Raw genomic sequence first — 2,406 nt, forward strand, 5'->3', positions numbered from 1 at the left:
ATGCTGACCTTGTGCGCCGGGCCTTCGTCGCGTAGATCCTGCAAACGCTTGCGCTCGTATTGCGGATAGGATCTGGCCAGCGACTCGGCCGACTCATCGCTGCCCATCGTGAATTCACCGGCCGGTATCAGGGCGAACTTCATGCCCAGCGTGTTCTGGATGCTTGCTTCCATGGGCCAGGCCGATGACGCCAGCACCGATATGAATACAAAAAAAATCGTTCGCATAGTGTGGATTTACATGGTGGTTTAAAAATAAGTTGTCAGCTGCAGTTGCGCTGCTTCATGGCCCATCATTAATCCGGACTGTCGCCAGATGACGCAGTCCCGCCATAAGCAGTGCCTGTAATTTATTCCATCAGATCAGGTACGTCATTGCTGCTTGTTTGTATTTTTATTGCCCGGATCGAGCGCGCAATGAAGAAGTTAATAAATCAAGATACTTGATTTGAGATGAGATGTGCAACGTCGATCTGCGTGCAAGCACAAGACTCAAGGATAGTCAGGCGTGTCATCGTCAATTGCGGCTGTGATTACCAGGTTGTTTGCGCAGGCGCATAGACAGTTTGGAACGGTTTTTATCAAAGGGGCAGATCATGAAACAACGGTCTTCAATAAAGTTGCTCAAGACCAATAAAGTTCTCGTCAATGCCTTATCTTTGGCTTAAGATATTCTAAATAGCAGCTTAGTTTGCTTAAAACACAATAATATCCGCAGGAGACAGCAATTCCGCATGAGAGACAGCCGTTTTTCATGCTCGCACCCATGCTGCGTCCGTTTTTGCGCAAGGTCATCGCGCAACATACGAGATTTGGCAATGATGCGGCACCCTTGCCCTGGCTTTGAAATTTCTTGTCTTTATTTGGCTCGCGCCAAGAAAAATATTGCATTAATACCGGAAGTTAAGGAGTTGCATGGCGTCGATATGGCGCTTCGCATGTGGCCCCGACTGCATTGAAAGGCGCGGCCCATCTGTGTCGCGTCATGGTCATGATGTCGGGCAGTGTCGATGATGTGCAGTCTTGAATCTGGAATAAATCAAGCCCGGTCCGCGCCTGGCTGAGCAAGCTCGCTGCACTGTATAAAAAATTAGTCCCCCTCACCAGAAAGCGCTTATGTCCAAACTACAGAATTCCCGTTCGATGAGCATCGCTAAAAAACTTGGGTTATTCACCGCCAGCGCCATACTCGGGATAGTCGCATTGACTGCGCTGTTCCTGGTGTCGGAACGAAAACTGATACTGGAAGAACGCAAAAGTAATGTGCGACAAGTCGTGGAGGCAAGCCATGGCTTGCTGGTTTATTACCATGACCTGACGAGCAAGGGAGTGTTGACGGAAGTGCAGGCACAACAGCAGGCCATGCAGGCAATCAGGGGTTTGCGTTACAGTAAAACCGAATATTTCTGGATCAATGATATGCAGCCGCGCATGCTGATGCATCCGATCAATCCGGCACTGGAAGGCAAGGATTTGTCGGCTAACAAGGATCCGAATGGCAAGCATCTGTTTGTCGAATTCGTCAAGGTCGTCAAGGCCGATGGCGCCGGATTCGTTCCCTATATGTGGGCCAAACCTGGCAGTGACCAACCAGTGCCCAAGGTGTCATACGTCAAGGGCTTTGCACCCTGGGGCTGGATCATCGGTTCCGGTATATATATAGATACGGTTGAAGCGACGATTTTGAATCGCCTGATGTATTTTTCGCTGGGCGCATTGATACTGGCTGTGATCCTGTTTGCCATCGGCATGGTCATTTCACGCGGTTTGCTAAAACAGCTGGGCGGTGAGCCGGGCTACGCGGCGGATATCGTCAGCGAGATCGCGGCCGGTGACCTGACGGTGGATGTCAAGATCCGTCCGGGCGATAGCAGCAGTCTGCTGTTTGCGATGAGGAGCATGCGCGACAGTCTGGCGCAAGTGGTGGGGGAAGTCCGTCAGGGTACAGACACCATGGCCACTGCATCAAGTGAGATCGCGGCCGGCAATCTCGACCTGTCGTCGCGCACCGAGCAACAGGCCAGCGCGCTGGAAGAAACCGCCTCTTCGATGGAAGAGCTGACTTCTACCGTCAGGCAGAATGCCGATAATGCGCGGCAAGCCAATCAACTCGCAGCATCCGCATCCGAAGTCGCGGCCAAGGGTGGGGCAGTCGTGTCGCAAGTGGTCGATACGATGGGTTCTATCAATGCCTCGTCGCGCAAGGTCGTTGACATCATCGGCGTCATCGATGGCATCGCTTTCCAGACCAATATCCTGGCGCTGAACGCCGCAGTGGAAGCGGCGCGGGCCGGCGAACAGGGCCGCGGCTTCGCCGTCGTCGCCGACGAAGTGCGCAAGCTGGCCGAGCGCACGACGAAGTCGGCGGTCGAGGTGACCGACATCGTGTCCACCATCTCGGGCCGCG

Annotated in this window: 1 protein-coding gene; it reads left to right on the forward strand. The window is 53.2% G+C overall.

The features are described 5' to 3' along the window. Window positions 1-1,115 precede the first annotated feature (1,115 nt). Window positions 1,116-2,406: cache domain-containing protein (locus Q7T06_RS01805; RefSeq protein WP_304779165.1), on the forward strand; the 1,291-nt coding region annotated here is incomplete at its 3' end.

Origin of the sequence: Herminiimonas sp. (assembly GCF_030645555.1) — a bacterium.
In the GTDB taxonomy this organism is placed as follows: domain Bacteria; phylum Pseudomonadota; class Gammaproteobacteria; order Burkholderiales; family Burkholderiaceae_D; genus Oxalicibacterium.